At 56.3% G+C, this 25,721-nt stretch carries 21 protein-coding genes and 4 tRNA genes; 8 read left to right on the top strand and 17 right to left on the bottom strand.

Annotated elements, in window-relative coordinates; translation table 11 throughout:
• Window positions 1-137: 137 nt before the first annotated feature.
• The 10 genes from A1WC_RS05335 to A1WC_RS05375 form a co-directional block, all read right to left on the bottom strand.
• Window positions 138-1,922: an esterase/lipase family protein gene (locus tag A1WC_RS05335; RefSeq protein ID WP_016161737.1), complete on the bottom strand. Its 1,785-nt coding sequence runs from the start codon at window positions 1,920-1,922 to the stop codon at window positions 138-140.
• Window positions 1,923-1,941: 19 nt separating this feature from the next.
• Complete coding sequence (locus tag A1WC_RS05340) at window positions 1,942-4,422, bottom strand: DUF2345 domain-containing protein (protein WP_016161736.1); 2,481 nt, start codon at window positions 4,420-4,422, stop codon at window positions 1,942-1,944.
• 215 nt (window positions 4,423-4,637) lie between these two features.
• Window positions 4,638-6,341 carry an OmpA family protein gene (locus tag A1WC_RS05345; protein WP_016161735.1) on the bottom strand — a complete coding sequence of 568 codons (1,704 nt, stop codon included), beginning with the start codon at window positions 6,339-6,341 and terminating at the stop codon, window positions 4,638-4,640.
• Window positions 6,342-6,343: 2 nt separating this feature from the next.
• Window positions 6,344-7,009 carry a type VI secretion system protein TssL, short form gene (gene tssL, locus A1WC_RS05350; protein ID WP_016161734.1) on the bottom strand — a complete coding sequence of 222 codons (666 nt, stop codon included), beginning with the start codon at window positions 7,007-7,009 and terminating at the stop codon, window positions 6,344-6,346.
• Window positions 7,006-8,346 carry a type VI secretion system baseplate subunit TssK gene (gene tssK / locus A1WC_RS05355; RefSeq protein ID WP_004142901.1) on the bottom strand — a complete coding sequence of 447 codons (1,341 nt, stop codon included), beginning with the start codon at window positions 8,344-8,346 and terminating at the stop codon, window positions 7,006-7,008. The genes tssL and tssK overlap by 4 nt, the downstream gene beginning before the upstream one ends.
• A 1-nt stretch (window position 8,347) precedes the next feature.
• Complete coding sequence (locus A1WC_RS0125330) at window positions 8,348-8,596, bottom strand: hypothetical protein (RefSeq protein ID WP_004142899.1); 249 nt, start codon at window positions 8,594-8,596, stop codon at window positions 8,348-8,350.
• A gap of 1,246 nt (window positions 8,597-9,842) precedes the next feature.
• Window positions 9,843-9,919, bottom strand: a tRNA-Met gene (locus A1WC_RS05360).
• A 35-nt stretch (window positions 9,920-9,954) separates the two neighbouring features.
• Window positions 9,955-10,031: transfer RNA gene (locus tag A1WC_RS05365), tRNA-Met, on the bottom strand.
• Between the two features lie 32 nt (window positions 10,032-10,063).
• Window positions 10,064-10,140 (bottom strand) — tRNA-Met (locus A1WC_RS05370).
• A gap of 35 nt (window positions 10,141-10,175) precedes the next feature.
• Window positions 10,176-10,252, bottom strand: a tRNA-Met gene (locus A1WC_RS05375).
• Between the two features lie 210 nt (window positions 10,253-10,462).
• Here A1WC_RS05375 and mltA point away from each other — a divergent pair.
• Together mltA and tcdA are read left to right on the top strand one after the other, a co-directional pair.
• A complete protein-coding gene (gene mltA, locus A1WC_RS05380) occupies window positions 10,463-11,560 on the top strand; it encodes a murein transglycosylase A (protein WP_008806279.1) in 1,098 nt (365 codons plus the stop codon).
• Between the two features lie 87 nt (window positions 11,561-11,647).
• The gene (tcdA, locus tag A1WC_RS05385; RefSeq protein ID WP_008806278.1) at window positions 11,648-12,457 is read left to right on the top strand and encodes a tRNA cyclic N6-threonylcarbamoyladenosine(37) synthase TcdA; all 810 of its coding nucleotides are present in this window, start codon (window positions 11,648-11,650) and stop codon (window positions 12,455-12,457) included.
• 140 nt (window positions 12,458-12,597) lie between these two features.
• Here tcdA and csdE read toward each other — a convergent pair whose 3' ends face one another.
• Together csdE and csdA are read right to left on the bottom strand one after the other, a co-directional pair.
• Window positions 12,598-13,035 carry a cysteine desulfurase sulfur acceptor subunit CsdE gene (gene csdE, locus A1WC_RS05390; protein ID WP_012967316.1) on the bottom strand — a complete coding sequence of 146 codons (438 nt, stop codon included), beginning with the start codon at window positions 13,033-13,035 and terminating at the stop codon, window positions 12,598-12,600.
• Window positions 13,035-14,240 carry a cysteine desulfurase CsdA gene (csdA, locus tag A1WC_RS05395; RefSeq protein WP_008806276.1) on the bottom strand — a complete coding sequence of 402 codons (1,206 nt, stop codon included), beginning with the start codon at window positions 14,238-14,240 and terminating at the stop codon, window positions 13,035-13,037. Before csdA ends, csdE begins: the two co-directional genes overlap by 1 nt.
• A gap of 197 nt (window positions 14,241-14,437) precedes the next feature.
• On the opposite strand from csdA, the gene A1WC_RS05400 reads away from it, so the two are divergent.
• From A1WC_RS05400 to rlmM, 4 genes are all read left to right on the top strand, one after another.
• The gene (locus A1WC_RS05400) at window positions 14,438-14,662 is read left to right on the top strand and encodes a YgdI/YgdR family lipoprotein (protein ID WP_002915549.1); all 225 of its coding nucleotides are present in this window, start codon (window positions 14,438-14,440) and stop codon (window positions 14,660-14,662) included.
• 351 nt (window positions 14,663-15,013) lie between these two features.
• Complete coding sequence (gcvA, locus tag A1WC_RS05405) at window positions 15,014-15,931, top strand: glycine cleavage system transcriptional regulator GcvA (RefSeq protein WP_002915545.1); 918 nt, start codon at window positions 15,014-15,016, stop codon at window positions 15,929-15,931.
• Window positions 15,932-15,950: 19 nt separating this feature from the next.
• Window positions 15,951-16,346 carry a DUF423 domain-containing protein gene (locus A1WC_RS05410; protein ID WP_002915543.1) on the top strand — a complete coding sequence of 132 codons (396 nt, stop codon included), beginning with the start codon at window positions 15,951-15,953 and terminating at the stop codon, window positions 16,344-16,346.
• Complete coding sequence (gene rlmM / locus A1WC_RS05415) at window positions 16,339-17,439, top strand: 23S rRNA (cytidine(2498)-2'-O)-methyltransferase RlmM (protein ID WP_008806275.1); 1,101 nt, start codon at window positions 16,339-16,341, stop codon at window positions 17,437-17,439. Before A1WC_RS05410 ends, rlmM begins: the two co-directional genes overlap by 8 nt.
• Window positions 17,440-17,487: 48 nt before the next feature.
• On the opposite strand, the gene fucR is transcribed toward rlmM, so the two are convergent.
• The 5 genes from fucR to fucP form a co-directional block, all read right to left on the bottom strand.
• Window positions 17,488-18,198 carry an L-fucose operon activator gene (gene fucR / locus A1WC_RS05420; RefSeq protein WP_012540709.1) on the bottom strand — a complete coding sequence of 237 codons (711 nt, stop codon included), beginning with the start codon at window positions 18,196-18,198 and terminating at the stop codon, window positions 17,488-17,490.
• 58 nt (window positions 18,199-18,256) lie between these two features.
• On the bottom strand, window positions 18,257-18,679 hold the full coding sequence (gene fucU, locus A1WC_RS05425) for an L-fucose mutarotase (RefSeq protein WP_008806274.1): 423 nt from the start codon (window positions 18,677-18,679) through the stop codon (window positions 18,257-18,259).
• A 1-nt stretch (window position 18,680) separates the two neighbouring features.
• Window positions 18,681-20,099 (bottom strand): L-fuculokinase, encoded by a 1,419-nt coding sequence (fucK, locus tag A1WC_RS05430; protein ID WP_016161733.1) that lies wholly within the window; start codon window positions 20,097-20,099, stop codon window positions 18,681-18,683.
• A 107-nt stretch (window positions 20,100-20,206) separates the two neighbouring features.
• A complete protein-coding gene (gene fucI / locus A1WC_RS05435; RefSeq protein WP_016161732.1) occupies window positions 20,207-21,982 on the bottom strand; it encodes an L-fucose isomerase in 1,776 nt (591 codons plus the stop codon).
• Window positions 21,983-22,014: 32 nt separating this feature from the next.
• The gene (gene fucP, locus A1WC_RS05440; protein WP_008806271.1) at window positions 22,015-23,325 is read right to left on the bottom strand and encodes an L-fucose:H+ symporter permease; all 1,311 of its coding nucleotides are present in this window, start codon (window positions 23,323-23,325) and stop codon (window positions 22,015-22,017) included.
• 566 nt (window positions 23,326-23,891) lie between these two features.
• On the opposite strand from fucP, the gene fucA reads away from it, so the two are divergent.
• The gene (gene fucA / locus A1WC_RS05445) at window positions 23,892-24,539 is read left to right on the top strand and encodes an L-fuculose-phosphate aldolase (protein ID WP_008806270.1); all 648 of its coding nucleotides are present in this window, start codon (window positions 23,892-23,894) and stop codon (window positions 24,537-24,539) included.
• A gap of 27 nt (window positions 24,540-24,566) precedes the next feature.
• Complete coding sequence (gene fucO, locus A1WC_RS05450) at window positions 24,567-25,715, top strand: lactaldehyde reductase (protein ID WP_016161731.1); 1,149 nt, start codon at window positions 24,567-24,569, stop codon at window positions 25,713-25,715.
• Window positions 25,716-25,721: the final 6 nt, after the last annotated feature.

Below are 25,721 nucleotides of genomic sequence, written 5' to 3'. Positions count from 1 at the left end.
GCTGCAATAATGAGGTGACCATCACTTTCTCCCTGTCATTTAATGAATACTGATACGCGCCGGGTTTGAATGCCAGCCATCCCGTGATAAATATCGCCGTCGCCAGCAGCAGGCCGTTTCTCTGGCGATGTGGGCCATTAAGCAAAAAACATTTCTTTATCATTATTGACCTGCTGGGCAATTTTTATAATAGAGCGTAAGACAAAAGCTTGACTGAGAGTATCCCGGTAAGCGGCTTCATGGAGAACCTGTACTGCCAGACGCCCCCGAATATTCTTATGAACGATTTGACCGGCGCGCAAAGGCACCGTACCGTCGCCATTTTCACAGGCATCCCGTAGTGTAAAACGTTGTCCTACCCAGCCATATACTACGTTGTTATCGCCTTTGAATGTCCATGCCTGCTCTTCCGGGGAAAGCTCATCTTTCACCGTTCGATCGGCACTGACTTCACTTAAATAAAGGCGTTCGTCATTCATTTTTGGTGCTGGCGGCGTCTCACCTATTTGGCCGCTTGCCAGCGCTCCGCTCCAGATCGCCGTCTCCTGAGTCCGATGCGCTGCGGGTAATTCTCCCCCTTTTGATTTTCCATAAAATGAGTAGGTATACGGATGGTATTTGCCAGCTAACTGCTCCTGGAATGGTTTTACATTATCCTTAATCAGATTTTCATATTCCAACCAGTCGCCGTCGATCTGCCTTTTATTCAATGTGGTATTAAACGGATTCAACAAATTTTCATCCATTAGCTTCCACCATTTCTCTCGGTTCAGATAAAGCCCGTTATAAAGACGATTTTCTTTCTTACCGTCCTCTCCGACCGGAAGATCTGCGGGCAGCGTTAATATACTACCGTCACGGTCAACGACCTTAAGCCAGTCGTCACCATAATCGTTGGCAGGGAGTAACTCCAGCGCGCCGGAAGACTGAGAGCCAATCGCCACCATCTCTGCTGCGTTGCGGCCAAGGATATGGCTGGTGAGATATCCTACAGCGCCAGCCAAACCGGACTCTGTATTTTCAGTACCGCGCTTCATGCGGGTATAGGTCGCCGCCGCGCCAATAGACGGCATCACACCGTGAACAATACCGTAAATCTTATCTCTGCCCTCCAGACATTCTGAATAATATCGTGCCACTAGCCCCCCCATTGAATGGGTCACCAGAATGACTTTGCTGCACTTCATGCCCTGAGTTTGATACTTGTCAATAATCCTATCGACTTCTTCGCCAAGTCTTTTTGCCGACAGTATATTGGAGCCCAGCCAGTTGTAGCCCACGACATGTACTGGAAACTGGTACAGTTTCATGACTTCAAGGTATGTTTCATCCAGGGAATCCACACCAAATTCCAGCCCCAGTGGTTCATCAACTAATTTTTGATAAATCGCACTCAGCGTATTGTCTTTTTTCGTTGGCTTATCCCGGTACAGTGCAGTCTGTAGCGCATCAAGAAAAGCGCCGTAGCTTGGGGCGGCTACCTCACCCCAGCCTCGATCATGCCGCGAGCCAAAGAGTTTTTTTTCCGGCTCGTTATTATCCATTATCTTATTCAGCGCTTCAGCATAACGCTTCTTTCCCTCCTCATCATAATTGGAGGAGGGGTAGGGACGAATGGCTGAGACCTGCTCCTGTATTCCAGACGACAGCAGAATTCTTCCCCGGTTGTCTATTTTCACCCGTTCAGGATGAAGTAGCCGTTTTCTCTCCTTTGGCCCCGAAGATGGAAGTGTCCAGCCCAACAAGGAGGTTTCACTATCGTATCGCCATACAGCTTTTGCATTGTTCTTTTCAGAGTTTTCTTTAAGATTTGTTCCCATTATTCCTGGCAGAAAAATAACCGGAATTACCCGCAGATCCTCAATCTCCGCGGTGCCAACTTTATTTTTATCGGCACGATCCATATGCATCGTCGTAGACATATATTCCCTCCGAATATCCTTAATATTCCTGATTATCTAAGAGATCAATTTTTATTGATTCAACAAAAAGCCCGCTCTGCACAGGTAGTTTCCCTTGATCGTCAGTCGTCATTTCAACGGTAGTGCCATCGCCGCGGGTAACGCGTACCTTTTGATTCTTTGCCGGTTTGCCGGTTTGCTTCCAGAGGATCTCAGGGGTGATGGCAAAATCAGTGGAATCCCAATCCTGCATGGCCTGACTGATACTCTGACCACTGAATTTTTGCCAAACCGCTCCACGCTCTATAATTTTATCTGGTGCGGCACATTCCACCGTGCCGCCTCCAATTCGAATATATCCACCACCACTGGTTAGGATGATTTCATTTTTTGCGCTAATAAGAATTTTTCCGTCGCTACTGCTTATGCGCAGATCTTTACATGCATCCAGGAGCATTTCATCGCTTTGTGCCTGAATCTCCACTTTGCCTTTGCTGGCGAAAATTTTAATACCAAGCTTTTGAGCAAACAGACTTACTGCTTCTCCCGCCGCTACAGTGAATTTTTTAAATACGCTGAAATCCGTATTTTTCCCACTGGTGCTAATCAGGTTTTCCCCTGAGGATAATTGCAGGCTTTTGGGCGTAACCTGTGCAATCCCCGCGGGAGCAGAAAACAGTAGCGCTGATTTTTTCAGCTCGGTCAGCGTTTCTGACAATAGCGTTTTTTGTGTCTGTAAATCCGCCAGTTCTGATTTTGCCACTTCAGCGGCGCTATGCAGTGCTTCCACTAAAGACAGCGCTTCCTGGAGCTGGCTTAACGCTTCATCCATCATCAGCGCCTGCCCCTGCGCCTTTTCCTGCGCATCGGCGCTGATAAAGACACCTTTTTTCGCTCTTATCGCACCCCACATATCGGTGCGCAGTTCGAAACCCTCACCGCGCTGCTGCTTCCCAGCATCCACCAGATGTCCCAGGTTCAGCTGGCTCTTTCCGCCGTACTCTGTGCTGACCTTGATGTGCTCCTTACCCCGCTCATCGTCCAGCCGGATTTTGTTATTCGCCGGGGTGCGCAGCACGTTGCGCTTATAGTTCTGGATGGTCACATGGTCGGTGTGCGCCGAGTCGTGTTTCACCCCGGCGATATATGGCCTGTCCGGGTTGCCATCCTCAAACGCGATGCTAACCTCGGTTCCCGCCAGCAGCGGCAGGTGCAGACCGTAAGTATCTCCCGCATAGGGGCGTGACTGCCGTACCCACAGGCTCTCGAAACCCGGCTTCCACGTATCCCGGTCAAAGTCCAGGTTCACTCGATAGCGCCCGTCTTTGTCGATATGAGCGTAGATATCATTTGCCGTGGTGCTGGTCACCCGCGCCGGGAGTGTCCCTGCCATCACAGGCCTGCGGATGAGAGGAGGGCGGTAGCCGTAGCGTTCGGAATAGGGGATGGCGGTGAATGTCAGTTCGTAACTGCGGTCTCGTGCTGCGCTGGCGGTAATCCCGGTTATCAGAATGCCCTTGCGGAATACCTCTGGCGCATCATTACCCTCGACCTTTATCTCCAGTCCCGGCATCAGCAGAGAACTGGTGCTCTGTCCTTTCAGGATGGCGCGTCCGTTCAGGTAGCGTTCGTGGCGGATACGCGCATAGAATGCACCACTCTCCGGCGTCGCTTTGTCACCCGTTTTCAGAAAATTGTCAGCGTAATGATAGGCTTCACCGTAGGTGGTGTTATCCCCGCCTGTTACGTCAAACTGGCCTGTTGTCATCTCCGCCATCGCTTCACGGTAGTTGTAATCCCGCGTCGTGACGGACCTCGATACCACGCTGTAGGCCGTGTTCAGACCCCACACTGCTTCGGTTCCGCTGTCGCTCATCCCCGAAGGGTGACGCAGCGGCAGCGTCAGGCCGCGCTCATAGCCACTCTGGTCGTCGTAAAACTCGATAACCCCGATTTTCAGTCGGGCGTCGGTACTGAACCGGAACCAGATACCCACCTCCGACAGCAACCGTGAGATGAATGTCAGATCGTCTTCGTCGTACTGCATGACCTGCTCGCGTGACGGGTAGTCGCTTTTCAGGTTAAACACAAAGTCCTGACCGCGCATCTCATGCCGCTCGCGGAGTATTTTCTCCACGATTTGCGGCACCGTCTGGTTCTGATAAATCGCGTTCTGATGACTGCGGGACAGTAGCGCCAGACGGGGCTCCAGCCGCACCTCATACCGCGCCTCGTCCCGTGAGGAAGACAATTGCTTAAAACCGGTGATCACCCCGTACAAGGTACGCAGGGGAATCTGCGTCGGTATCCCTTGCACCGGCGGGGCGGTCAGGCTGAATGCCCCGTCCTGCATCAGTACCGACTCCGGCGCAATAAACTTATCGCTGCTGGTAAACTGAATGTCATAGCGGAATGGGGCGCTTAATTGCTCCTTGCCTTCAAAGGACAGTACGTCCACGCCGCTGCTCAGGCCGCGGATTTTTAACGCGTGGTGTGAGTGGTCGAAGTTCTGTGCATCCATCGTGGGCTTCCTTATTTCGTAACAAATTCCACAGAAGTTCCTCTTGCGGAGCCCTGTTCAGGCACGCTACCGCCCATAGCCATGACCTCGTGCCCATCAGGTTTACATCAGGCTAAATTGTGAATAGCGGTTGCTCGGTACCGGTACCACCGATATTCAGCGAGCCGCATATCGAACCCGTGCCAAAAAAGCAGAAGGCTTCCTGCCAGCCATGGTTAGCTGGCTGAAACTCCTTGTGGATTTAACTGAGATAACGCCGGTTCTGGCAGCATGTTCTGTTTCACGTCCTGACAGGCGTCAGTGCGGGGAACCAGACTGATTTCGACGCGCCGGTTAGCGGCTCTGCCTTCCGGCGTGTCGTTAGGTGCAGCAGGATGGCTTTCACCCAGCCCCTGTACGGCAAAACAGGTGGCCGGAATGTCGCTGGTCTGTAGCATCCAGTCTCGCACGGCTTCCGCGCGTCGCAGCGACAATTGCTGATTGGCTTTTTTATTGCCGGTGGTATCGGTATATCCGGTGACCACAATCAGCCAGCCCGGCCTTGCCCTAATATTTCCCAGCGCGTTAATCAGCACTTTTGTCGAGCCGTCTTTCAGACGGGCCTGTCCGACGTCAAACAACGCCATGCTGTCGAGACGCACGCTCTGTACCGGTAATGCGTCTGCTACATACCTTTTTTTCTCAGGTGGACGGTAATCGCGAATAGCCCGCCATACCGGCTGACGTAGCCGTTCGCCGGGATATAAACCCAGACTGAGACGTAATGGCTCTCCTTCGCGAAAATAGCTATCCAGAATATTTGCATCGTCCTTCAGGACCGACAGGTGGTGGGCTTTAGCGGCGTCTTTGTCTGCCGGAACGGCATCATATTTATGTAGATCGTCGCTCACCTGCAGCAGCAGGGTGCGGTTTGCGGTTGCTGACAGACAGAGCGCAGCCACTCCTGCCACGGTGGTCATCAGCAGCGCCGCCACGCAGGCGCGGCGCACTGGCGTAAATCCTGATTGACGTGGTAACAGCGGCAGCATCATGTCCGGGAACGGCAGGGGAGATGCGCCGAACTTCGGTATCGCCTCCGGCGTCAGTCCCGTTTTCGCCGTTGTCCATTTCTGCCACAGATTGCCTTCTACCGCAGGCAGCAATGGTGCCTGCCCCATGCATGCCGCCAGCGGCGGATACCCGTTCAGCTCTGGTAATACCATCTGATTGAGCCATTGCATCAGGCTTTCCATCCGCAGAAGATGGCAAAGCCGCAGGCTGCTCCCATCGGTTCCGGGCTGTGCCGCCCATGCCGTCGGAGAGCTTTCTCCGGCGAGCGTCACCACCTGAACCTTGCCGCCGGCGCAGATAAACCACGGTAGATCATCCTCTCGCCCTGTGCCGGGCAGCCAGCTCCACAGCAGCAGCGGCACTTTTATGCCCGCCCTGCGGCGCACTGTCGCCAGACCGCCGACAAAGCGTCGCAATCGTCCCGCCAGAACAGCCATATCCAGATGAACAACCGGCACGACCGTGCAGGCCACACACAACTGAGAAGCCCATGCGGGGCGGTCAGCCAGCAGCACTTCAGCCTGTCTGATAAGTTGCTCTTCATCCGCAATGTGCAGGTACAGCCCTCCCGCGACCTGCCGCAGCGGGTTTTCTGTGAATAACGATGCTGCCGCGTCGCCGCACACCAGCACTACGGGCTGCCGATATGTTTTGGGCGGCAATCGGGACAGCCATACGCTGTCGGCCTCAGTCTGTCTTTTTTTTCCGCGCCAGCACGCCAGCAGGCCTACTGCGATGACGATAAGCGCCACTGTCACGCCAAATTTCATCGCCGTAGAGGCCTGATTGAATCCCAGCCATAGCGCCAGCACCAGCAGCATGCCCCACAGCAAAAGCGCCTGTTTCAGCGTGTTACTCACCCGGCTCATCTTCAAGACTTGCCTGTTGGCAGCAGTTCATCCACCAGTACATTCAGCCAGCTATGCAACCCCCACCAGACGCCAACCAGCACAAGCATTAGCAGTAGCAGCCAGCAAAAAGGAGACTGCCACAGGTAATGCTGACGCCTGGTCAAAGGCACGTTCAGCACTGCCGAATCTTCTTGCACCCTGAATGGCTCAACCCGCTTGCTGAACATCGCAATGAGATGCTGCCGTTCATCAGATTCGGGGTCCTGATAGCGCCCGCGAAACCCCAGCAACAGCACGCGATGAAAACAGGTCAGGACCGCCGGCGTGGGGGCTGGCTCCTGTAAAACCCGCTTCATACGCTCATACAGTAGTTCGCCCGCCTGAAGGGTATTGAAAAAATGCGACTGGAGAGGGTTTTTTAGCCAGACCATCTGGCCATCATCCATCCCGTCCCGGCTGAGAACGGTTTCGTCCAGCAGCGCGCACTGAGCGTACATGATATGTTCTATGTCCTGCTGGCTGAATCCGGCCGCTGTCAGACGCTCGCGTACCCCTTCCACCTGCTGCAGACAATGGCGATATAGTTCCTGTCCGTGTCTTGCAGAAGTGCCCTGACGCAGTTCCACCACCGTCAGAAAGGTGTCGCGAAGTAGTACGTCAATGTCGATTTTCCGTTCCTGTGTCATGACCGCAGTACCGCAAAAAGCTCGGGTTTCAGATCGCCCAGCGTACCCGGCGCGTAAATCATGCAGCACCCAGCATCCAGCATGGCTTTAGCCGGAGCGCTCTGCATATCCAGCGCAAAATACTGATTCTCCAGCCGTAATGGCAATGCAGCCGGAACCTGCGTCAGCGGAACAACAGGGACACCGTTCAGCGCAACATTAACCAACAACGTAACGTCATCCGGCGCCCCGATTTTGCAGAGCCGTGGTAACTGTTGCAGAACGACGTGCGTCGGCAGCGAGGAGCGAACAGAAAGGTAAAAATCCGCCTCTTCCCGCAGGCGTGGATCGTGAAGTTCGGCTTTCCAGCGGTTGCCGGGAAGGGATTCCAGCTCGAGCGCAATCACCCGCGACGGCAGGCTGGCTTCGAGCAGTTCGCTGAGCAGGGTAAAAAGCGGCGGAAAAACGGAGGCTGGAGCATCATGGACATATGCGGGAATGGCGCTCACGTTGTGTTCAAGGGAAAAGGTCAGCAACGCGCCGGCCAGACGAGCCAGTTCGCGCCAGACGAGTTCAGGATGGATGCTCGGATACCGTAAAAAATCACTTAGAACCGGTTCAGCGCTGTTCAACGCATTGAGTAACCAGAACAGGGACACATCCGCTACCGCGAAGTCCGCCATACGCTGATTGCTTTCCCGGCGCAGGGCCATCAGACGCCGGCACTTCGCTTGTAGCTGCAACAGCAACGTATCCAGTCGCTCCACCAGACCAATATGTGCGCTGAGGGCCAGCAGCGGCGGGATGTAGCTTTCATCCTGAGACCAGTTACCCTGACCATTCCGCGTCAGACGTGCAAGCGGGCAGGTGATGTAATCCTGATTGTTATCATGGGCGAAACGCAATGACAGCGCATGGCATTCAACGGCCATTTCTTCACTGTCGCTGCCATAAATATCTTGTACTTTATGCCATTCCTGACGATAACGCAGGGGTCTTTCAGTATGCTTTTCCTGTCCCAGATTACCGCCATTCGCATGTTCCAGCGGTAACGCCAGGACAACTATTGCCGTATTTTCCACCGCCAGAGTATGTAAATCACAAGCCAGAGGCAGCGCATCGGAAACTTCGGAGTCGATCAACGAGCCATCGGAAAAACGCAGGCGCAGGGTACGTAATTTTAACTTCCCTAACGCCAGTGCTTCTCTGTCAAACTCGACCCTCGCCACACCCCATGGATGACGGATACCCAACTGTGCAATGCTGTTGTTACTGTACGTTTCCCAGCGGGCCTGCTGCTGAAACTGTTGTGAGGACAGGAACGTTCCCTCAGCCCATAGTGGTCGATGAATTTTCATACTACACCACCGCCCGGTCAGGTTTTTGCTTTTGGCATTTGAGAAACCTGAGACCGTGCCAGCGTGACTTAACGTGCTGGACGTCTGGCTGATGCATAACCACATCCTCCGCAGATTTCGCCAGACAGGAAAGTGGAGTATGGATAGCTACCGTCAGATGTATTTTTTTAAACAACGACTGATAAATGCCGCCTGATCCCATCATTGTTGACATAGCCGCAGATGAAGAAATATGTTCCTTTGCAGACATCAAAATTTCCCTTTTGAAACTTTTATCCGGTTTTGCCCAATGACTTTCCCAGGCGTGCAGGTTAACCCCTCTCCTGTAACGACATTCTTGTTAATTCTTCCATCGCTCTAGGTTCAGTCATGGCGTTAGTGAAGTTGTTTTGGTTTAAATTAAGGCCAATTATTGGGGCTATAGTTAATAAATGTCTGGTGGACACTACAATCCCTGGCGGAGAGAAGATGTAGAGGTAACTTCACATTCATGGCACTTCCTGTTTTCAGGCCCGGCTTTATGTTAAAGCGAGTTTCGGGAACATTGTTTAGAAATTTTTTAGCCATGTTGCTTCTCCCTGTCTAACTAACCCCTGTTTAAGTATCTGACCTTGATCCAATTTAACAGTTAAATAAAGCGTGGTGCAATGTGGTCAGTGTCTGAAAGATCGTTATTATTACTACTATAAATAATTTGGCTCGTATCCTAAGATGGTTTTATTTATATGAAGTTTCTCAATTTATTGACCATCAAGGGCAATCTGCTTGGTTATGGATAAGTATAAGCATAAAATACCGATAAACGATCGCGTAATAATATCGCAACGCCACTTTTTCGGAATAAATAAAAGCTTCTTTAATAAATGATATTTTTGCTGTGAATGATTTGGTGGCAAAAAGTTCGACCATCTACTGCGAGATTAGTGAAGTACAGAAGGGGAAAAGATGGAATTAATACCATAATTTAAAACAATCAGAAGAAGCTCTGGTATCAAAAATATAACATTTGCATCAATTATCATGATTTATTCAGTAATGAAAGTATGGTGCTGACTTATAATGAAAACTATCATAGATACACTATCTCAATTAAATCCTGTTTGTTGCAGTGCCCTGTCTGGCAAGATAAGCACCGAAATATAATCATTATATCAAGTCTGCTATCTTCATTCTTGTTGGCCAGGGGCCGATTACAAACGTAAAGATAACGGTAGTTCCGGGAATTTAGTCCTTTTATTGCGCAAAACTCTAAATGAGTGGATTAAGTTAGTGGCTTTTAGCCGTACACTCATTTGTCCACGCATTATCTGTGGATCTCCTGAGAGATACAGGAAAGTATAAAAAGACGTTGATAAATTGCGGTTTCTTGTATTTCAGGGGCTGTTACGGATGACATAAAGCAAACCGGCGAGGGGGCGGCAATGGCCGTTCCCGTTTTCGGCAGAGGTTTGCCGGCGGCAGAAACAAAAAAACACCCTTGAGGGTGTTTATGATGTTGGTTGCGGGGGCCGGATTTGAACCGACGACCTTCGGGTTATGAGCCCGACGAGCTACCAGGCTGCTCCACCCCGCGTCACCGTACTGCTTTGTACTTCATCAAATTTTAATTGGTTGCGGGGGCCGGATTTGAACCGACGACCTTCGGGTTATGAGCCCGACGAGCTACCAGGCTGCTCCACCCCGCGTCACCGTACTGCTTTACTTTGTCAAATTTGATTGGTTGCGGGGGCCGGATTTGAACCGACGACCTTCGGGTTATGAGCCCGACGAGCTACCAGGCTGCTCCACCCCGCGTCACCGTACTGCTTTGTACTTCATCAAATTTTAATTGGTTGCGGGGGCCGGATTTGAACCGACGACCTTCGGGTTATGAGCCCGACGAGCTACCAGGCTGCTCCACCCCGCGTCCGTGGAAGCGCACTATACTCCGCTAGCGAGATGATGCAACCTTTTTTCGACCAAATCGACATTTTTGTAAGAATTGGCTTATAAAACGCCATCTTGTGGTCTTTTTTTACACAAATCTGTGCCATCGATGAGATCGCGCATTTCAATAGCCCCGGCGCTTTGTTATCTTCAACACGCACTAAGGCTTCGCAGCAAAAGATGAGACACCATGAAAGGACGTTGGGCAAAATATGTAGCGACGGGGGCAATGCTGGCTATGCTCGCCGCCTGTTCCTCAAAACCGACCGACCGCGGTCAGCAATATAGCGATGGCAAGTTCACCCAGCCGTTTTCACTGGTAAACCAGCCGGATGCCGTCGGGGCGCCGATCAACGCCGGCGACTTCTCCGAGCAGGTTAATCAAATTCGTAACGCCTCGCCGCGCCTCTATAATAGCCAGAGCAACGTCTATAACGCGCTGCAGGAGTGGCTGCGCGCCGGCGGCGACACCCGCACGCTGCGCCAGTTCGGCATCGACGCCTGGCAGATGCAGGGCACCGACAACTATGGCAACGTCCAGTTTACCGGCTATTACACGCCGGTAGTGCAGGCGCGCCACACCCGTCAGGGCGAATTCCAGTACCCCATTTACCGTATGCCGCCGAAACGCGGTAAGCTGCCGTCCCGCGCCAGCATCTATGCCGGCGCGCTGAGCGATAACTATGTGCTGGCGTACAGCAATTCGCTGATGGATAACTTCATCATGGACGTGCAGGGCAGCGGCTATATCGACTTTGGCGATGGTTCGCCGCTCAACTTCTTTAGCTATGCCGGGAAAAACGGCTGGCCCTATCGCAGCATCGGCAAAGTGCTGATCGACCGCGGGGAAGTGAAGAAAGAAGATATGTCGATGCAGGCGATCCGCGAGTGGGGTGAAAAGCACAGCGAAGCGGAAGTGCGCGAGCTGCTGGAGCAGAACCCGTCGTTCGTGTTCTTTAAACCGCAGTCTTTCGCGCCGGTGAAAGGGGCCAGCGCTGTGCCGCTGATCGGCCGCGCCTCGGTGGCCTCTGACCGGTCGATTATTCCGCCGGGAACCACCTTGCTGGCCGAGGTGCCTCTGCTGGATAATAACGGCAAGTTTAACGGCCAGTACGAACTGCGCCTGATGGTCGCTCTCGACGTCGGCGGGGCCATCAAAGGCCAGCATTTCGACATCTATCAGGGCATTGGGCCTGACGCAGGCCACCGTGCCGGCTGGTATAACCACTATGGCCGCGTATGGGTGCTGAAAAACGCCCCGGGCGCGGGGAATGTTTTTAGCGGCTAACTCCCCTGGCCCTGCCTGTTGACCAGGGCGCCCGGATGACGCCGTTTACGGCGGCCTCCGGGCGCTGTCATTTTGTTCTGAGGTTCTATGTCTGTTGTAATCAGCGATGCCTGGCGCCAGCGTTTTGGCGGTACGGCACGTTTATATGGTGAAAAAGCGCTGCAATGTTTTGCCGATGCCCACGTCTGCGTGGTCGGGATCGGCGGGGTCGGCTCCTGGGCGGCGGAAGCGCTGGCGCGAACCGGCATCGGGGCGATCACCCTTATCGATATGGACGATGTCTGCGTCACCAACACCAATCGTCAGATCCACGCCCTGAGCGGCAACGTCGGGCTGGCGAAAGCGGAAGTGATGGCAGAGCGTATTCGTCTCATCAACCCGGAGTGTCGGGTGACGGTGGTGGATGATTTCGTGACCCCGGAAAACGTGGCGGAATATCTTGGCGTCGGCTTTAGCTATGTTATCGACGCGATCGATAGCGTCCGGCCGAAAGCGGCGCTTATCGCCTGGTGTCGCCGCTACAAAGTGCCGCTGGTCACCACCGGCGGGGCGGGCGGTCAGATTGACCCAACGCAGATCCAGGTCGCTGACCTGGCGAAGACCATCCAGGATCCGCTGGCGGCTAAACTGCGCGAGCGGCTGAAAAGCCAGTTTGGGGTGGTGAAAAACAGCAAAGGCAAGCTCGGCGTGGACTGCGTCTTCTCTACGGAAGCGCTGGTCTACCCGCAAGCGGACGGCAGCGTCTGCGCGATGAAGAGCACGGCGGAAGGGCCGAAACGGATGGACTGCGCTTCCGGCTTTGGCGCGGCCACCATGGTGACCGCGACCTTTGGCTTCGTCGCGGTATCGCATGCTCTGAAGAAGATGCTGGCGAAGGCGGAGCGGCAGACGACGTAAATCCCGGGCCGCGGCGCAGGCGCCTTACCCGGTCTACAGGACAATTCCCCGGAGGCGGCGCTGCGCACCTGTCCGGGCGACAAAACTGCATGAGCCCGTAGCCCGGGCAAGGCGCGTCAAGCGCCGCCCCCGGGATGAGCTTAAACCTCAACCTCGCGGGCGGCGGCGAGCACCGCCTCGCTGAGGGCGCTGAGGCCCTGGCTGCGCGAGGCGCTGAGCTGGCCGCGTAGCCCCAGCTCGTCGAACAGCGCCAGCGGATCCTGCGCCAGGATCCCGGCGCGGGTTTTTCCTTCCACGGCGGTCAACAGCACCGCCAGCAGACCGCGCACAATCCGGCCTTCGCTGTCGCCAAAGAAGTGCAGCCTGCCCTCGGCATCCTCCTCATAGCCCAGCCAGACGCGGTTTTCACACCCGGCAATCTCCCGGGCCTGCGCTTTGCGCTCATCGGTCAGCGTCGGCAGCTTTTTGCCCAATAAAATCAGCTGACGATATTTATCCTCCCACTGGTTCAGCGGGGCGAAGGTCTGGCGCAGCGTGGCGTCGGTAATGGTTGTGCCGAAGGGGTGCAGAGTTGTCATTAATCCACCAGAATTTCCAGGGCGCGATCCACCGCGTGGACCAGCGCCGCAACATCGTCTTGGGTATTGTAGGGGGCGAAAGAGGCCCGCAGCGTGCCGCTGACCCCTAAGGCCGCCAGCAGCGGTTGGGCGCAGTGTTGCCCGGCGCGCAGAGCAATGCCGGACTCCGCCAGCAGCGTCACCAGATCGCTGTGATGAACACCGTCGAACTCAAAGGCCAGCAGGCTTGACTGCTGGCAGCGGAAAGAGCGGAAGCCCGGCCGTTTCGCCAGCGCCTCTTCCGCCAGACTCGCCAGACTGCGGCTCCAGTTTTCCGCCTGGCCGATATCGCTCTGCGCCAGCCACTCCAGGGCGGCGCTAAGGCCGATTACCCCGGCGACATTCGGCGTGCCGGCCTCGAGACCATAAGGGGCCGGCTGCGGCGTAAAGCCGTCAAAGCTGACCTCGGCGATCATTTTCCCGCCGCCGAGCCAGGGCGACATCGCCGCCAGCAGCTCGCTTTTGCCGTACAGGGCGCCGATCCCGGTCGGGCCATATAGCTTATGGCCGGAAAAGGCGTAAAAATCGATATCCAGCGCCTGCACGTCAGCGGGGAAATGCACCGCGCCCTGGGCGCCATCGACCATCACTACCATCCCGGCGGCGTGAGCAAGGCGGATAGCCTGCGCCAGGTCCGGGCAGCCGCCGGTGACGTTGGACATCTGGCCGATGGCCAGCACCCGGCTGCGCGGGGTGATGAGCGCGCTGAGGCTGGCGATATCCGGCAGGCGGTCGGCGCCAAGCGGCAGTTTGACGACTCGGGCGCCGGTCTGCCCGGCTACCATCAGCCAGGGCACGAGGTTGGCATGATGCTCGGCTTCGCTAACGATAATTTCATCGCCAGGCTGCAGGCGCGGCCGGACGTAGCTCTGCGCCACCATATTGATGGCCTCGGTGGTTCCCCGCGTCCAGACGATATCTTTGCCGGACGGGGCGTTAAGCCACGCCGCCACGCGCTCGCGGGCCGCCTCGTAGCGCTCGGTCAGCCGCTGGGCGGCGGCGAACTGGCTGCGATGGACGTTGCCAGCGCTCAGGCGATAAAACTGGTCGCTGGCGTCGATCACCGCCTGCGGTTTGAGCGCGGTCGCCGCGCTGTCGAGATAGACGCCGGCATCGGCCAGAGCCGGAAACTGCGCGCGAAAGTGCGCCGGGTTGAATGCGTTCATGGAATTCCTCGTATCAATCCCGCGATCGTCGCGCAATTTGCCGGGCGTGACAAGGCCTCTGCGCCCTGTGGAATTGTCCGAATGTGACTTCAGGTGGGTCAAAGAGGGTTATGCTGAAAAGTGTTGGGTTTGTGTTTTAACCTATTACTTAACGAGTCACGAATAGTATAAATAGCCGTAAGGAGAGAAAAATGAAAATGACTAAGGCCGCTGCGATTATCTCTGCCTGTATGCTGACTTTAGGCCTGAGCGCCTGTTCCTCTAACTATGTGATGCATACCAATGATGGGCGAACCATCGTTACCGACGGGAAACCGCAAACCGATAATGATACTGGCATGATCTCGTATAAGGACGCGTGGGGCAACAAACAGCAGATCAATCGCTCTGACGTGAAACAGCTGGGTGAGCTGGACGAGTAAGGCAGTAAAAAGGCAAAAAAAAGCACCGCGCGTTGCGGTGCTACATTAAATCACTATGGACAGACAGGGTAAATGTACAGGAAGTGAAAAGGGGTAGCTTTGCTACCAGGGTCTGCAAAGACAGACCAATTGCAAACACAACAACACAACATCACAACCGTAAGCCAAAAGCTTGATGGAACACGCATTCCAAAAAAAGCTTCTCGTTCCGGCTCAGGAAGTGCCGCCACTATAGGTATTTGCTGGTAGAACCTCAACGGACAATTTATAATGGCTCAGATAAAAAAAACTAATAGGTTAATCATTGTTTCCTATTTGTTAAATTGAGTTAACATCTAAGCCAGAATAACCATGTCGAAGCGATTACCACCTCTGAATGCATTACGTGTTTTTGATGCAGCCGCACGTCATCTCAGCTTCACTCGGGCAGCCGATGAGCTTTTTGTGACGCAGGCCGCAGTCAGCCATCAAATCAAGTCTCTCGAGGATTTTCTGGGCCTTAAGCTGTTCCGGCGGCGCAATCGTTCGCTGCTGTTAACGGAAGAAGGGCAGAGCTATTTTCAGGATATTAAAGAGATTTTTTCGCAACTGACGGAAGCGACGCGTAAACTGCAGGCGCGCAGCGCCAAAGGGGCATTAACGGTCAGTTTATTGCCAAGTTTCGCCATTCAGTGGCTGGTGCCGAGACTGACAAGCTTTAACTCAGCTTATCCGGGAATCGACGTCAGGATCCAGGCGGTGGACCGCCAGGAGGATAAGCTGGCGGACGATGTCGATGTGGCGATTTTTTACGGCCGCGGCAACTGGCCGGGCCTGCGTGTGGAAAAATTGTACGCCGAGTATCTGCTGCCGGTCTGTTCCCCGCTCTTGCTCACCGGCGACAAAGCATTGAAAACGCCTGCCGATCTGGCGCAACATACGCTGCTTCACGATGCGTCCCGTCGCGACTGGCAAACTTATACCCGCCAGCTTGGTCTAAGCCATATTAATGTGCAACAGGGGCCGATTTTCAGCCATAGCGCGATGGTGCTGCAGGCGGCCATTCACGGGCAGGGTGTGGCGCTGGCCAACAACGTGATGGCGCAGTCCGAAATTGAAGCCGGTCGCCTGGTGTGTCCGTTTAATGATGTTCTGGTCAGTAAGAATGCGTTTTACCTTGTTTGCCATGACAGTCAGGCAGAACTGGGTAAAATAGCCGCTTTCCGGCAATGGATCCTGGCGAAAGCGGCAAGTGAGCAAGAAAAATTCCGCTTTCGTTATGAACAATAAATACTTGTAGGGTAAAAACATGACCAGCCGTTTTATGCTGATATTCGCCGCGATTAGCGGCTTTATCTTTGTGGCTCTGGGTGCCTTTGGCGCGCATGTATTAAGTCAATCGCTCGGCGCGGCGGAGATGGCCTGGATCCATACCGGCCTGGAGTACCAGGCCTTCCATACCCTGGCGATTTTTGGTCTGGCGGTGGCGATGCAGCGCCGGATCAGCATCTGGTTCTACTGGAGCAGCGTGTTTCTGGCGTTAGGGACCGTGCTGTTCAGCGGCAGCCTCTATTGTCTGGCGCTGTCTCATTTACGTCTGTGGGCGTTCGTGACCCCGGTGGGCGGCGTAAGCTTCCTCGCCGGTTGGGTTTTAATGTTAATTGGTGCAATTCGTCTGAAACGTAAGGGCGTTGTTCATGAATAAGGTTGTCCTCTATTGTCGCCCTGGGTTTGAGAAAGAGTGCGCAGCAGAAATTACCGATAAGGCCGCCCGCCTTGAGGTGTTTGGTTTTGCCCGGGTCAAAGAAGACTCTGGTTATGTGATTTTTGAAGGTTATCAGCAAGACGACGGTGAGAAGCTGGTACGCGATCTGCCGTTCAGCTCGCTGATTTTCGCCCGTCAGATGTTCGTGGTCGGCGAACTGCTGCGCGACCTGCCGCCGGAGGATCGCATTACCCCGATCGTCGGCATGCTGCAGGGCGTGGTGGAGAAGGGTGGCGAGCTGCGTGTGGAAGTGGCGGATACCAACGAAAGCAAAGAGCTGATGAAGTTCTGCCGCAAGTTCACGGTGCCGTTACGCGCGGCGCTGCGCGAGGCGGGCGTGCTGACCAACTATGAAACGCCAAAGCGACCGGTGGTGCATGTGTTCTTTATCGCACCCGGCTGCTGCTATACCGGCTACTCGTACAGCAACAACAACTCACCGTTCTATATGGGCATTCCGCGGCTGAAGTTTCCGTCCGATGCCCCGAGCCGTTCCACCCTCAAGCTGGAAGAGGCGTTCCACGTCTTTATTCCGGCGGACGAGTGGGACGAGCGCCTGGCGAACGGCATGTATGCCGTCGATCTCGGCGCCTGCCCGGGCGGCTGGACCTATCAGCTGGTGAAGCGCAACATGTGGGTCTCTTCGGTCGATAACGGCCCGATGGCCCAGAGCCTGATGGATACCGGCCAGGTGACCTGGCTGCGCGAAGATGGCTTCCGCTATCGTCCGAACCGCAACAACATCTCGTGGATGGTCTGCGATATGGTGGAGAAACCGGCGAAGGTGGCGGCGCTGATGGCGCAGTGGCTGGTCAACGGCTGGTGCCGGGAGACCATCTTCAACCTCAAGCTGCCGATGAAAAAGCGCTATGAAGAGGTGTCGCAGAATCTGGCCTATATTCAGGCCCAACTGGACGAGCACGGCATCAACGCCCAGATCCAGGCGCGTCAGCTGTATCACGATCGTGAAGAGGTGACCGTTCATGTGCGTCGCCTGTGGGCCGCCGTCGGCGGACGTCGCGACGAGCGTTAATCCTTCCCCCTCAGGCCGGAGACGCGTGCGCGTCCTCCGGCCTTCCCCTTAAGGCTGCGGCGCATCCGACACAATATGCGTCACGTCATCCAGATGACCAATCCTCGCCTCGCCGGAGCGGTTGAACTTGCTTTTGTCGATCAGCAGTAGCGACTGCGCCGCGCGCTTAAGCAGGATCGATTTAAAGTCGGCATTGAACGCATTGGAGTCCCATAGCGCGCCCTGCGGGTCGATGCCTTCGCAGGAAAAAATAAACAGATCGATCTCCAGCGATTTCAGTTGGGAAATCAGCGCCGGGTTCACGTAGCAGCCATATTTCCGCTGCAGAGTGCCGCCGGAGCAGGTGAGCGTGATTTGGTCGCGTTTGGCCAGCTCCTGGCAGATGGGCTGGCTGTTGGTAAAGACGTGCAGCGGGCGGTCCGGCAGCTGGCGGGCGAGATACCAGCAAGTGGAGCTGGCATCGAGGGCGATCACCATCCCTTCGTCAATCCAGGCCAGCGCTTCGCGGGCGATATCGGCTTTATGCGCGTAATGGCTTTTCAGCCGCATGTGAAAAGGGTCGCCGCTGTCCTGGCTGCGCTGATGGATCACTTTGGCCCGGCCGTGGTTGCGCAGCACTTTGCCCTGCGCCTGCAGCTCGCTCAGATCGCGGCGAATGGTTTCCCTGCTGACGTTGAGCTGTTTTGACAAGGTTTCGGTGGTCAGGCTGCTGTGGTTGATCAGGAGATCGACGATCGCCTGCTGGCGGGCTGCTTTCATTTATTCTCATCCCATCATTGATTGAGCGTCTGCATCAGGCAGACGCTCCGGCATGAGATTACGGCGTGACTCCTTTTTTTAAAAGGATATTTCCGTACTTAGCACGCTCTCCTGTGATAACGATCGCAAAGGCTTTTTGCGCCCGGTCGTAGAAGGCAAAGCGGTCAATCCGCACGATATCCGGGCAGGGGGCCTGCGCCGATAGCGCCTGCCGATAGCGCTGTTCCACCGTCGGGTCCAGCGCATCGCCTTCGACGGCGGCCATCATCACCAGCGGCGGCGCGTAGCTGTCTAACTCGAACAGCGGGATAATCGCCTGCAGCAGATCGCTGACCCGCAGGCCATCGGCGCGGATCACCTGTGGCCCCATGCTGTGCGCCGGGAAATGGGCATCGGAAAAAATGATTTCATCCCCATGGCCCATTTCGGCCAGCACTTTCAGCAGCTCCGGCGATATCAGCGGGGAAATGGTTTTGAGCATCTCAGGCTTCCTCTGTTAATTCAGGTTCAGTTTGCGGCCAAAAATAGCGGTAGCGGTACGCGACCTGCGCTCTGGCCTGTTCCGGCGAAGAGAACTCGCCCACGCCATACCAGCCAAACATCGCCGCGCCGGCCACCGTGGTTTCGGCATCATCGAGAACTTTGATCGGTATTCCAAGCCGGTCGGCCTTGATCTGGTTCCACAGCGCGTTGCGGCTGCCGCCGCCCACCAGCAGCAGCTCTTTCGCCCTGAAGCGGCCGATGTTTTCCAGGGTTTGCAGATGCTGCGCCAGCTGGTCGCTTAACCCCTCCAGCGCGGCGCGGTAAAAATGGCCGCGGGTGGTGTTGAGCGTGACGCCCTGCCAGCCGGCGTGCTGGCTGGCGAGCAGGTCGCACTGCATCCTGACGCCCTGGGCGCCGGGCGGGATCGCCTGCGCTTCGGCAATCAGCGTCTGCCACGGCGTGTCAGCGCTCCACAACAGCTTGCGCACCCATTCGAGCACGCCGGAGGCCAGCCACTGCATTCCCGGGTTATAGCGGCCCGGCTGGCTGTCCAGCTCGCAGGTGGAGCCGCTGTAGTCGCAGAGCAGCGAAGTGTCGACCTGGGCGCTGCGCACCATCAGGATCTCCCAGGTCCCGGAGGAGAGCACCGGCTCATCCTGCCCGGCGCCGGCGCCAAACAGAGCGAACTGGGTGTCATGCCCGGCCGAGATAACCGGGATCCCGACGGGAAGGCCCAGCAGCGCAGCGGCCTCCGGCAGCAGGGCGCCGATCGGCTGGCCTGCTTCAACCAGCCGCGGGAACAGGCGGCGCGGCAGGCCGGTCGCCTGCAGGATTGGCGCGCTGAAATCGCGCTGCCGGAGATCGAGCATCTGGCTGGTGCCCGCCATGGTGAGGTCGGTGGTGAACTCCCCGGTCAGCCGATGGTTGATCAGCGACGAAATAAACAGCCAGGCATGGGCCTGCGCCAGCAGCTGCGGGTGGCACTCTTTCAGCCAGATCAGCTTATACAGGGTGTTGAACGCAAACGCGCCGACGCCGGCAATCTGCTGCAGCTGGTGTGCTGGCATATACTGGCTGATATTCTCCATCACCGCCGCGGTGCGCGGGCATTTCCAACTGATGATCGGATACAGCAGGGCACCCTGCTCATCCACCAGCGCGCCATCGACGCCAAAGGTCGTGACGGTGATGCCGCGCACCGTGCAGGAGGCCAGCTGGTCATGGATCTGCCGACAGCAGTCGGCAAAGCGCTGCATAATGGCCTCCAGCGACCACTGGTGCCAGTCGCTGTTCTCCGCCGCGATGTCGCTGGCGTTCGCCGTTGCGGCGCGGGCGATAATGTTTCCCTGTCGGTCAACGGCCATCGCCCGCACGTTGGTGGCGCCGCAGTCGAGGACCAGGATAACGTCTTGCTTCATAGTGACTCCCGAAACAACATCGCCGGATGGCGCGGCGCTTATCCGGCCTACAGACCGCGCGCATCTGTAGGCCAGGTAAGCCTGCGCCACCGGGCGAAACCAACCTGTTAACGCTTATACAGCGGCCCGTAGTTCTGGCAGGCGCGGTAGTCCTGGCCCTCGATATTCATGCCATGCGCAGCCCAGGCGGAGGGGCGGTAGATTTTCGCCGCTTCCACGTTGTGCATGCAGACCGGAATGCGCAGCATGGCGGCGAGGGTAATGAAATCCGCGCCAACGTGGCCGATGGTCAGCACGCCGTGGTTGGCGCCCCAGTTAGCCATCACCGAGTACACATCGCTGAACGGACCCTTGCCGGTCAGGCGTGGGGCAAACCAGGTGGTGGGCCAGGTGGAGTTGGTGCGGGCGTCGAGCTGGTCGTGCATCGCTTTGGGCAGCGCCACGCTCCAGCCTTCGGCAATTTGCAGCACCGGCCCCAGACCTTTGATGATGTTCACCCGGGTCATGGTGAACGGCACGCCGCCTTCGGTCAGGAAGCGGGAAGAGAAGCCGCCGCCGCGGAAGTATTCGTGGATCGCCGGGCACCATTCGGTCGCCGCGAGGCAGGCATCCGCCTCGTTCTGTTCAATCTCCCAGTGAGGTTTCATCGTCGGGTTGCCCTGCGCGTCGCGTTGCTGGCAGGAGCCGTCCAGCGCCGCAGAGCCGGAGTTAATCAGGTGAATAATGCCGTGCTCCGCCCGCCCGGTGAGCGGCTGCCCGGTGACCCGCTCAACGGCGTCCGGCGACCAGTAGGTGCGCACGTCGGCAAACACCTGGGCGGTGCCGGTGAGCTGATGACCCATCAGCATGGCCACGCCGTTGAGGCTGTCGTTTTCGGTAGCGACGACAAATGGCTCGCGCACCCCGTTCCAGTCAAAAGAGCTGTTGAGCAGCGCTTCGGCGGTATCGCCATTGGGGTATTGATCGGTCCAGTGGCGCTGACCCTGGAAACCGGCGGCGATGGCGTTGTAGCCCAGCGACTCCTCCACCAGCCCTTTTTCCGCCAGTTTCGGGTTGCCCTGCATCATGTCGCGGATGCACATCGCCATCAGCAGGCTCTCTTTCAGCACCGCGCGGCTCTGTGTTTCATTGCGCTTATACTGCTCAGCGTTCTGATCTTCGCCGTAGCGGAAGTGTTTATCCGCCCACGCCAGCGCCATCTCCAGCTCGGTTTCATCATAGATTTTCTGATCGATTCGCCGGCGCAGCTCCGTCATGTCGACAGCCTGGACCTTCATGCCGAGCCAGGATTCAAAGAAATTGTGGTCGACGATGGAGCCGGCGATGCCCATTGAGACGCCGCCCAGCGACAGATAGCTTTTCCCTTTCATACTGGCGACGGCCAGGCCGGCGCGCGCGAAGCGCAACAGTTTTTCTTCGACATCCGCCGGGATCGAGGTGTCATCGGCATCCTGCACGTCATGTCCGTAGATGGAGAACGCCGGGATCCCTTTCTGGCTATGGGCCGCCAGCGCGGCGGCCAGATAGACCGCCCCCGGACGTTCGGTGCCGTTAAAGCCCCAGATGGCCTTCGGGCGCAGCGGATCCATGTCGATGGTTTCGCTGCCGTAGCACCAGCAGGGGGTGACGGTGATGGTGACGCCGACGTTCTGGCTGCTGAATTTCTCTTCACAGGCGGCCGACTCGGCCATGCCGGCGATGCAGGTATCGGCAATCACGCACTCCACCCGGGCGCCGCAGGCGTGGCGCAGTTTCTCGCTGATAAGCGCGGCGGTGGCTTTCGCCATGTTCATGGTTTGCGCTTCCAGCGACTCGCGGACCCCCATGCGACGACCATCGATTACCGGGCGGATACCGATCTTCGGTAAGCTGATTTTTTTCATTACAGATCCCTCAGGTTATGCGGATAACAGGTTTAGTTCGTCGCCGCTTGTGAACGGAAACGGGCAAAAATAAAGATGATGGCGAAGCACAGCGCCGGGACCAGTTCGGCGGTCGGGATATTGCCGGCGGCGTCGCTGACAAAGCCCATCACCGGGGTGACGATCCCGCCGCCGATAATGGTCATGACGATAAAGGACGAGCCATATTTGGTGTCCTGGCCCAGATGCTTAATCCCCAGCGAGAAGATGGTCGGGTACTGAATGGACATAAAGGCGCTGCACAGGGTCAGGGCCAGCAGACCGACGTGGCCGCCGCTGAAGGCGGAGAGCAAACAGAGCAGCATGGCGATAAACGCATAGATAGCGAGCACGTTATGCGGTGCAAAGCGGCGGATAAGCCAGGTGCCGGTAAAACGGCCAATAAAGAAGCAGACCATGGTGGCGGTCAGGTAGTTGGCGGCGAAACCGGCCGTCATGCCCGGGATCTCTTCGATAGCGTAGCGAATCAGGTAGCTCCAGCAGGCGGTTTGCGCGCCGACGTAGCAGAACTGGGCCAGCACCGCCCAGCGCCAGTGACGGATGCGCATCAGGCGCGTCAGCGAGGCGAGGAAGGTGCTCTGCGCGCTGTCGCTGTGGTCATCGCTCTGCAGGGAGGGGAAGCGGGTGCAGACGATCAGCAGGGCGACCAGCAGGACGATGGCCACGATAATCATATAGGGGGTTTGTACCGACAGGACCAGGCTGTGCTTCCAGGCGCTGAGCTGTTCTGGCGTCATTTTATCCAGCACATCCTGCGGCTGATGCGGGACGTTAGACAAAATAAGACTCTGGCCAAATACCACGGCAATAATGGCGCCAAATGAGTTAAAGGTCTGGGCCAGATTAAGGCGGAAGTGACCGCCGCTTTCCGGACCGAGAACGGTCACAAACGGGTTGGCCGCCGTTTCCAGGCAGCCAAGCCCGGCGGCGATAATAAATAATCCAATCAAGAATAAAGTGTAGTTCATCACTTCGGCGGCAGGCCAGAACAGCGCGGCGCCGCAGGCATATAAAAACAGACCCGTAAGAATGCCTGCTTTATAGCTGAATTTTTTCATCAGCATCCCAGCGGGGATGGGAATAATAAAATAGCCAAAATAAAAGGCCGACTGAATTAATCCGGCCTGGAAATTAGTCAGGGTAAAGGCCTGTTGAAATTGCGGTAATAAAATATCATTCAGATTATTAGCCACCGCCCACAGAAAAAAGAGGGAGCACAGCAGAGCAAAAGGAATAATGTAGCTCTTACTCTGCCCGCTCTCCATGGCGCGGTAACTTTGCGTTGGTATCGTTGTGTTTCCCATAGCGTCCTCATCAGTTCAGAAGCATTTACAACAGCATTCAGGGCGCAGTCTGGTGCTGCAGCAGACCGCAAAATTAAGTGAGCTCAGGTGACGCGCCGGTGAGTGAAATGAAAGTCACGGCGGAACTCATGACTTCATTTTCAAATAAAAACCGCCTGTTAATATGATGATGGTCACACTTAACGATCTGCGGGCCATTTTATGTGATAATTGTCACTTTAATTTTTCAAAAACGCTGACCGTTTGAGAAAATAAATTCACAAAACCACAACGCTAATGACCGAATGAATGTATATCGTGGAAAACGGGCAAATGTTACAAAGAAATAAAATGCCCGCTTGATGAAATATTATTAAGAACGGGCATTTTAAACACTCTCTTAACCGGCATAATTCCTTTATTTATGCTGGAATAATTGACGCGGCTCACAAAATATAGTCATGAAAATTCCCCTTTGATTATTCAGGTTGATGATGAAGACCATTATTCACCCTATCCCACGGTAGCCGACGATATTTCTGTTGCCCTGCCGTTGACGGATGATGAGTCACCACAAGAGGAACGCAATGGAAAGAAACAGACTGGCCCGGCAGATTATCGATACCTGCCTGGAAATGACCCGCCTGGGGTTAAATCAGGGGACCGCCGGCAATGTCAGCGTGCGCTATCAGGGAGGAATGTTGATCACCCCCACCGGTATCCCGTATGAAAAGCTGACGGAAGACAAGATCGTCTTTATTGATGCCGATGGCCAGCATGAGCAGGGAAAATTGCCCTCCAGCGAATGGCGTTTTCATCAGGCGGCCTACCAGACGCGGCCCGATGCCCAGGCGGTGGTCCACAATCACGCTGTCCATTGTACGGCGGTGTCGATCCTCAACCGGCCCATCCCGGCCATCCACTATATGATCGCCGCGGCCGGCGGGAATTCGATCCCCTGCGCGCCCTATGCCACCTTCGGCACCCGCGAGCTGTCTGAGCATGTCGCGGTAGCGCTGAAGCACCGCAAAGCCACGCTGCTGCAGCATCATGGCCTGATCGCCTGCGAGGCCAGCCTGGAGAAAGCGCTCTGGCTGGCGCATGAAGTGGAAGTCCTGGCCCAGCTCTACCTCAGCACCCTGGCGATTATCGACCCGGTACCGGTGCTGGATGACGAGGCGATCGCCATCGTGCTGGAGAAGTTCAAAACCTACGGATTACGTATTGAAGAGTGATGCCGCAACGCTAACAGGAGAGACGCGATGGCAAACCGAATGATCCTCAACGAAACGGCGTGGTTTGGCCGGGGGGCGATAAACGCATTAACCGATGAAGTAGCGCGGCGCGGCTATCGCAAAGCATTGATCGTCACCGACAGCACCCTCGCCCGCTGCGGCGTGGCGGCGAAAGTCACCGACAAACTGGATGCCGCCGGGCTGGCATGGGATATGTTCAGCGACGTGATCCCAAACCCGACCATTGCCGTGGTCCAGCAGGGGCTGCAGGCCTTTCAGCGCAGCGGGGCGGATTACCTGATCGCCATCGGCGGCGGTTCGCCGCAGGATACCTGTAAGGCGATCGGTATTATTCAGCGTAACCCGGAATTCGCCGATGTCCGTAGCCTCGAGGGGCTGTCGCCCACCCGTCAGCCCAGCGTGCCGATCTTCGCGGTGCCGACCACCGCGGGTACCGCGGCGGAGGTGACGATTAACTATGTCATCACCGATGAAGAACAGCGGCGTAAGTTCGTCTGCGTCGATCCGCATGATATCCCGCAGGTGGCCTTTATCGATGCCGATATGATGGACGCCATGCCGCCGGCGCTGAAGGCGGCCACCGGCGTGGACGCCCTGACGCACGCTATCGAAGGATATCTCACCCGCGGCGCCTGGGCTTTGACTGATGCGCTGCACCTCAAGGCCATCGAGATCATTGCCGGGGCGCTGCGCGGCTCGGTTGCCGGGGATGCCGGCGCGGGCGAAGCCATGGCGCTCGGCCAGTACGTCGCGGGGATGGGATTTTCCAACGTCGGGCTCGGGCTGGTGCACGGCATGGCGCATCCGCTCGGCGCTTTTTACAACACGCCGCACGGCGTGGCGAATGCCATCCTTTTGCCGCACGTGATGCGCTTTAATGCTGAGGCGACGGGGGAAAAATATCGCGATATCGCCCGGGCGATGGGCGTCAGGGTGGAAGCGTTAAGCCTGACTGCCGCGCGCGAGGCGGCAGTGGAGGCGGTCTGCCAGCTAAACCGCGATGTCGGTATTCCCGGCCATCTGCGCGAGGTGGGCGTCAGGAAAGAGGATATTCCGGCGCTGGCGCAGGCGGCGCTGGAGGATGTGTGTACCGGCGGTAACCCGCGTGAGGCGAGCCTGGCCGATATCGTCGGGTTATATCAGGCGGCCTGGTGATTGCCT

Source organism: Klebsiella sp. KTE92 (assembly GCF_000398905.1).
GTDB classification, from domain to species: Bacteria; Pseudomonadota; Gammaproteobacteria; order Enterobacterales; family Enterobacteriaceae; genus Klebsiella; species Klebsiella variicola.
Note: the sequence above shows the minus strand (reverse complement) of the source record. Positions and strands in the feature narration are given on the sequence as shown.

Bases quoted from the DNA above. Each gene is read 5' to 3' on its own strand.
- A1WC_RS05335 (WP_016161737.1), bottom strand. From the start codon at position 1,922: ATGTCTACGACGATGCATATGGATCGTGCCGATAAAAATAAAGTTGGC.
- A1WC_RS05340 (WP_016161736.1), bottom strand. From the start codon at position 4,422: ATGGATGCACAGAACTTCGACCACTCACACCACGCGTTAAAAATCCGC.
- A1WC_RS05345 (WP_016161735.1), bottom strand. From the start codon at position 6,341: ATGAGCCGGGTGAGTAACACGCTGAAACAGGCGCTTTTGCTGTGGGGC.
- tssL (WP_016161734.1), bottom strand. From the start codon at position 7,009: ATGACACAGGAACGGAAAATCGACATTGACGTACTACTTCGCGACACC.
- tssK (WP_004142901.1), bottom strand. From the start codon at position 8,346: ATGAAAATTCATCGACCACTATGGGCTGAGGGAACGTTCCTGTCCTCA.
- A1WC_RS0125330 (WP_004142899.1), bottom strand. From the start codon at position 8,596: ATGTCTGCAAAGGAACATATTTCTTCATCTGCGGCTATGTCAACAATG.
- mltA (WP_008806279.1), top strand. From the start codon at position 10,463: ATGAAAGGACGTTGGGCAAAATATGTAGCGACGGGGGCAATGCTGGCT.
- tcdA (WP_008806278.1), top strand. From the start codon at position 11,648: ATGTCTGTTGTAATCAGCGATGCCTGGCGCCAGCGTTTTGGCGGTACG.
- csdE (WP_012967316.1), bottom strand. From the start codon at position 13,035: ATGACAACTCTGCACCCCTTCGGCACAACCATTACCGACGCCACGCTG.
- csdA (WP_008806276.1), bottom strand. From the start codon at position 14,240: ATGAACGCATTCAACCCGGCGCACTTTCGCGCGCAGTTTCCGGCTCTG.
- A1WC_RS05400 (WP_002915549.1), top strand. From the start codon at position 14,438: ATGACTAAGGCCGCTGCGATTATCTCTGCCTGTATGCTGACTTTAGGC.
- gcvA (WP_002915545.1), top strand. From the start codon at position 15,014: ATGTCGAAGCGATTACCACCTCTGAATGCATTACGTGTTTTTGATGCA.
- A1WC_RS05410 (WP_002915543.1), top strand. From the start codon at position 15,951: ATGACCAGCCGTTTTATGCTGATATTCGCCGCGATTAGCGGCTTTATC.
- rlmM (WP_008806275.1), top strand. From the start codon at position 16,339: ATGAATAAGGTTGTCCTCTATTGTCGCCCTGGGTTTGAGAAAGAGTGC.
- fucR (WP_012540709.1), bottom strand. From the start codon at position 18,198: ATGAAAGCAGCCCGCCAGCAGGCGATCGTCGATCTCCTGATCAACCAC.
- fucU (WP_008806274.1), bottom strand. From the start codon at position 18,679: ATGCTCAAAACCATTTCCCCGCTGATATCGCCGGAGCTGCTGAAAGTG.
- fucK (WP_016161733.1), bottom strand. From the start codon at position 20,099: ATGAAGCAAGACGTTATCCTGGTCCTCGACTGCGGCGCCACCAACGTG.
- fucI (WP_016161732.1), bottom strand. From the start codon at position 21,982: ATGAAAAAAATCAGCTTACCGAAGATCGGTATCCGCCCGGTAATCGAT.
- fucP (WP_008806271.1), bottom strand. From the start codon at position 23,325: ATGGGAAACACAACGATACCAACGCAAAGTTACCGCGCCATGGAGAGC.
- fucA (WP_008806270.1), top strand. From the start codon at position 23,892: ATGGAAAGAAACAGACTGGCCCGGCAGATTATCGATACCTGCCTGGAA.
- fucO (WP_016161731.1), top strand. From the start codon at position 24,567: ATGGCAAACCGAATGATCCTCAACGAAACGGCGTGGTTTGGCCGGGGG.